This is a genomic window from Longimicrobium sp., from assembly GCA_036389795.1.
GTDB lineage: Bacteria > Gemmatimonadota > Gemmatimonadetes > Longimicrobiales > Longimicrobiaceae > Longimicrobium.
The window spans coordinates 1-4938 of the sequence record DASVWD010000037.1 but is presented as its reverse complement, the minus strand read 5'-3'; the positions used below and the strand labels follow the sequence as shown (position 1 = coordinate 4938).

Genomic DNA, 4938 nt, shown 5'->3' with positions numbered 1-4938 from the left:
GTCCCTCCGCTGCGCTCCGGGCCGGGCTGCGCGCGCCGTAGGGCACGGTACGACTGTGCCCAACGGCGCCGGGCCCCCTCCGCGCCAAACCCCGGCGCTCCGGGGTCCCGGCCCTCCGGGCGCGCATCCCTCACGCGAACGGCAGGGGACAGGCTGCAAAACCCCGTAGGGGCGAGGCCTGCCTCGACCGTGCCGGGCCCTCGCGCAAAACTCCCCCGCCCCCAGCGATCCCCACCCCACCCGTCACGAGCGAAGCGAGGAGGTCCCTCCCCCACGCAGTTTGTGGGGGAGGGACAGGCGCCTCAAGCGCCAGGGAGAGGGCCCCCGCGGCGGCGCGGATGCCTCTCGCTCGCTCGATCAGCGATCCCCGTCCTCGAATCCCTTTCCCAGCACATCGCGCAGCCGCGCCGCCGCGCCGGGGTCGATTCCCCGCGCCTGTGCGAGCCGCAGCGCCTCCAGGCCGAGCAGGCAATATAAGTGGCGGTCCGCGCCGGACAACCGCGCCAGGTGCAGCTCCACCGTCTCCACGTCGCCGCGCGCGACGGGGCCCGTGAGCGCCGCCGCCGGCCCGCGCGCCGCCGCGTTCTCCACCGCCCCCGCCGCCAGCGCGGTGAGCGCGGGCCCCGAGTCCCCCGGCTCCACCCCCGCCTCGCGCATCAGCCGCCCGGCCACGGAGAGGAGCGCCACCGCGTAGTTCGACGCGAAGACCGCCGCCGCGTGGTAGAGCGCCTTCCCGCCGGGCCGGATCGCCAGCGCGCGCCCGCCACACGCCGCCACCAGCCGCTCGGCCAGGGCCCGCGCCGCCCCCTCGCCCTCCACGCCGAACGACGCGCCGCGCAGCCGCTCCGCCCCTTCGACGGGATCGGCGATGGCGGCCAGCGCGTGCAGGCCGCCCACCGGGTGCCCCCGCCCGGCCAGCGGCGCCAGCACGTCCAGCGACCGGCTCCCGCTGGCGTGCAGCACGGGCACGCCCGGCGGAAGCTCGCGCGCCGCCAGCTCCGCGACGGCGTCGGAAATCGCGCCGTCCGGCACGGCGACCAGGATCCCGGTGAGGCCGGGAGGGGGAGGATCGGCGGGAGAAAGGTAGCGGGCGGGCGGGGGATCGCCCCGGAAGAGGGGATGGTCCGGCGCGTCCTGCCGCCGTCCCGAGAAGGCGAGCGAGGCGACGGCGCCGGCGCGGTGCAGGCAGAGGCCCAGCGCGAGCCCCAGCCGCCCCGCGCCGACGGTCCACAGCCGGTCGCGCCCGCCGGCGGGCTCCGTCACGCGCCGTCGAGCACGGTCACCCCGCGGCTCTTCAGGCGCCCGAGCGAGGCCTGCGGCAGCCGCGCGCGCAGCACGATCTCCGCGCCCAGGTCCTCGCGCTCCAGCACCTCGCCCTCGCGGTAGATCTCCGCCAGCACGGCGCCCTGCGCCGACGAGAGGCGCACCCGCACGTCGGGCCGGAGGTTGCGCGCCTCGGCCCGCAGCAATTCGCGCAGCGGGTCCAGCCCGCTCGGCTCCACCGTCGAGGTGGTGATCGAGCGCTGCGCCCCGAACCGGCGCTGCCGGAGCGCCTCCTCCTCCGCGTGCGTCAGCCGGTCGGCCTTGTTGAAGACCAGCACCGTGGGCCGGTCGCGCAGCCCCAGGTCGGCCAGCACCTCCTCCACCACCTCCTTCTGCTCCTCCCACCACGGGTGCGACGCGTCCACCACGTGCAGCAGCAGGTCCGCCTCGGCCGCCTCCTCCAGCGTGGCGCGGAAGCTGGCCACCAGGTGGTGCGGCAGCTTGCGGATGAAGCCCACCGTGTCGGTGAGCAGCACCTCGTAGCCCTCGCCCACGTCCACCGCGCGCGTGGTGGGGTCCAGCGTGGCGAACAGCCGGTCCTCGACGAAGACCTCGCTCCCGCTCATCCCGCGCAGGATCGAGCTCTTCCCCGCGTTGGTGTAGCCGACGAGCGAGACGCGCAGCTGGCCCGTGCGCCCCTTGCGCTGCGTGGCGCGGTGCCGGGCCACGCGCTCCAGCTCGTCCTTGAGCCGCGCGATGCGGATGTCGATCAGCCGGCGGTCGGTCTCCAGCTGCGTCTCGCCGGGTCCGCGCATCCCCACCCCGCCGCGGATGCGCGACAGGTGCGCCCACATCCGCGTGAGCCGCGGCCGCAGGTACTGCAGCTGCGCCAGTTCCACCTGCGCGCGAGCCTCGGCGCTGCGCGCGCGCGTGGCGAAGATGTCCAGGATCAGCTCCGCGCGGTCCATGAGGCGCAGGTTCAGCAGCCGCTCCAGGTTGCGCCCCTGCGCCGGCGAGAGCTCCTCGTCGAAGATCACCAGCGTGGCCCCGTCGGCCTCCGCCTGCATCTTCAGCTCCTCGGCCTTCCCCTCGCCGATGAAGAACTTGGGATGCGGCGAGTCCAGGCGCTGCACCAGCGTGCCCACCACGTCGACGCCCGCGGTGTCGGCCAGCCGCTCCAGCTCCTCCAGGTGCTCCTCGGTGACCTGGGCCGCCTCGCCCTTCGCCGGCGCGCCCACCAGGATCGCCCGCTCCCTGGGGATCTCCAGCTCGATCAGTTTGGTGCTGATGGTGAGACTCCGTTTCTGGTTCTCGGGACTGCTTCACGATGCTTCATCATTCTATCGGACCGCCGCGGCAAATCCAACAGCAGGTCTCACACAGAGGACACGGAGGACACAGAGAATTTCTCGCTGCGAATTGAAGTTCCTCCGTGTCCTCTGTGCCCTCTGTGAGAGAAAAGCTGTTTCGTCGCGGTTCTCCAACCTTGGTGTCAGCAATGAAGGAGAGCCGACGATGCGCTCGCCGGCTCTTCCAGGTTGCCGCCCCAAAATCCTCAGGCGGTCAGGCGGTGTGCATGGGGCTGAGGGACCTCGCGCCCGCGCTTCCGCGCCACTTTGACCCACGCGTCGATCGCCTCCTCCGCGTTCGCCAGGGCTTCCGCGCGCGTCTCGCCGTGGGCCATGCACCCCGGCAACTCCGGCACCTCGGCGATAAAGACTGCGTCCGCGTCGCTCCAGCCGATCACGATCTCGTACTTGGTCACTTTTCACCTCCGGAAAACCGGTACTTGAAGATCAGCCTTCGCACCTGCCGCACCTGGTACGCCTTGGCGTGCTTACCGCCACGCGGCTTCTGGATGTTCACCAGCTCGTCCACGCCGTCTCGCGTGAAGATGTGGTGACTACCTTCGATGTCTTCCGCGAACCCGAGATGCGAAAGGACGTAGCGCAACTCGTCGAAGGCGAAGCTCGCGTCGGAATCCCCGTCCAGCAATTTCTGGAACAGCTTCTGGAATCTACTCACGCGTGACGATCCGGAAAACGGTGGAGGGTAGAAAAAAATTGGACGGAACTTACGTCCGTCCAATCAACCGACAAGAGGAGAAATCGACCGCTCTCAAACCGCCAGCCCTGGCTGTGCAGCTGGCAGGCGGATGCGCATCGGCTGGAGGCGGCGGTAGGTGAGGGAGCGCCAGAGCCACTCCATCGGCCCGAAGTGGAAGCGCGCCAGCCACCACCGGCTCCACGCCACCTGCGCCGCGAAGACGGCGAGCGCGATCCCCGCCGCCGGCGCCGGGTCGATGCGCCCCACCAGCCCGCCGCCGTAGAAGACCAGCACGCAGACCACCGTCTGCGACAGGTAGTTGGTGAGCGCCATGCGGCCCACCGGCGCGAACGCCGCCAGCCGCTCGCGCCACGCCGCCCGCTCCAGCAGCTGCACCACCGCCGAGACGTACGCCGCCGCCAGCGGGACCACGGCCAGCACCTGCAGCGCGGTCACCACCGGGAACAGCCACGGACGCGCCGCGGCGGTCTGGTAGCTCCACGTCGAGCGGGCCACCTCCAGCGCCACGTTCGCCGGGATGCTGACCGCGAAACCCCACGCTGTCACCCGGCGGAAGGCGGCCCGGTGCGCGGAGACGTTCTCCAGCACGCGCCGCCGCCCCGCCCACAGCCCCAGCAGGAAGAGGCCGAGCACGCTGGGAAGAGCTGCATCCCCGCCGGCCCCAGGTACGCCTGCGCCATCATCCGCAGGTTCACCGGGACGATGCGCGCCGGCGCACCGCTGCGCAGCGCCTCCAGCATCGCCGCGTTCCGCGCCGCCTGGCCCGCCGGGGGCGTGAGCGAGCCGCCGGCCGCCGCCAACATGAACAGCACGCCGAACGCGAGCGGGATCCCCACCAGCAGCACGCCGGCCCAAACCAGCAGCGTGCGGTCGCGGCGGCGGCGGAAGAGGAGCAGCACGAAGCCGAGCAGCGCGTACGCGGTGAGGATGTCGCCGTACCAGAGCAGCACCCCGTGCGCGAGCCCGATCGCCAGGAGCACCCCCAGGCGGCGGCGGTGGAGCGGCGCCACCCTGACGCCGCGCGCCTCGGCCCGCAGCGCCTGCACCGCGAAGCCCAGCCCGAACAGGAACGAGAAGGTCGAGATCGCCTTGCCGCTCACGAACACGGCCACGAAGTGGACCACCGCGCTGTCCAGCGTGGCGCGCGCCAGCTCGGGCCGGAAGTCCGCCGCGTGGAACCAGAGGCCGCTGAACCACAGCCACACGTTGGCGAGCAGCACGCCCAGCAGCGCGATCCCGCGCAGCACGTCCAGCGCGAGCAGGCGCTCGTCGGGCCGCACCGGCGCGGCCCCGGCGCCGGCGGGAGGAAGGGTGGTGGAGAGGGGAGGATCGGCGATGGTCATCGGAAGGCTCCGGTGCGGCGGGGTCCGGCCCGTGCGGGTCACGGGCATGAATGCTACGCCGGAGCCTCCGCACCAGATTTCCGTGGCGGAGCGTGCGCGGCGGCGTCCATCCGCGTCGCGCGAGGGATCGGGATAGGGGGGCCGGTCTCCCGGCACCCCCTCCCCCACCACCGTACGTACGGGTCCGTATACGGCGGTTCGGATGGTTGATGGACTGAGTGTGTTGTGCTCCGTCCTGAGTGAAGAGGCTGCTCCCCGCCGTCCG

At 72.4% G+C, this 4938-nt stretch carries 6 protein-coding genes; all 6 read right to left on the bottom strand.

Annotated features, from left to right (window positions below; genetic code table 11):
* Window positions 1-357: 357 nt before the first annotated feature.
* Window positions 358-1263 (bottom strand): Rossmann-like and DUF2520 domain-containing protein, encoded by a 906-nt coding sequence (locus VF746_04465; protein ID HEX8691649.1) that lies wholly within the window; start codon window positions 1261-1263, stop codon window positions 358-360.
* Window positions 1260-2501 (bottom strand): GTPase HflX, encoded by a 1242-nt coding sequence (gene hflX / locus VF746_04460; GenBank protein HEX8691648.1) that lies wholly within the window; start codon window positions 2499-2501, stop codon window positions 1260-1262. The genes VF746_04465 and hflX overlap by 4 nt, the downstream gene beginning before the upstream one ends.
* 317 nt (window positions 2502-2818) lie before the next feature.
* A complete protein-coding gene (locus tag VF746_04455; GenBank protein ID HEX8691647.1) occupies window positions 2819-3028 on the bottom strand; it encodes a type II toxin-antitoxin system HicB family antitoxin in 210 nt (69 codons plus the stop codon).
* Window positions 3025-3288 (bottom strand): type II toxin-antitoxin system HicA family toxin, encoded by a 264-nt coding sequence (locus VF746_04450; GenBank protein ID HEX8691646.1) that lies wholly within the window; start codon window positions 3286-3288, stop codon window positions 3025-3027. Before VF746_04450 ends, VF746_04455 begins: the two co-directional genes overlap by 4 nt.
* Window positions 3289-3381: 93 nt before the next feature.
* Window positions 3382-3963 (bottom strand): DUF418 domain-containing protein, encoded by a 582-nt coding sequence (locus tag VF746_04445; GenBank protein ID HEX8691645.1) that lies wholly within the window; start codon window positions 3961-3963, stop codon window positions 3382-3384.
* Window positions 3873-4673 carry a hypothetical protein gene (locus VF746_04440; GenBank protein ID HEX8691644.1) on the bottom strand — a complete coding sequence of 267 codons (801 nt, stop codon included), beginning with the start codon at window positions 4671-4673 and terminating at the stop codon, window positions 3873-3875. The genes VF746_04445 and VF746_04440 overlap by 91 nt, the downstream gene beginning before the upstream one ends.
* Window positions 4674-4938: the final 265 nt, after the last annotated feature.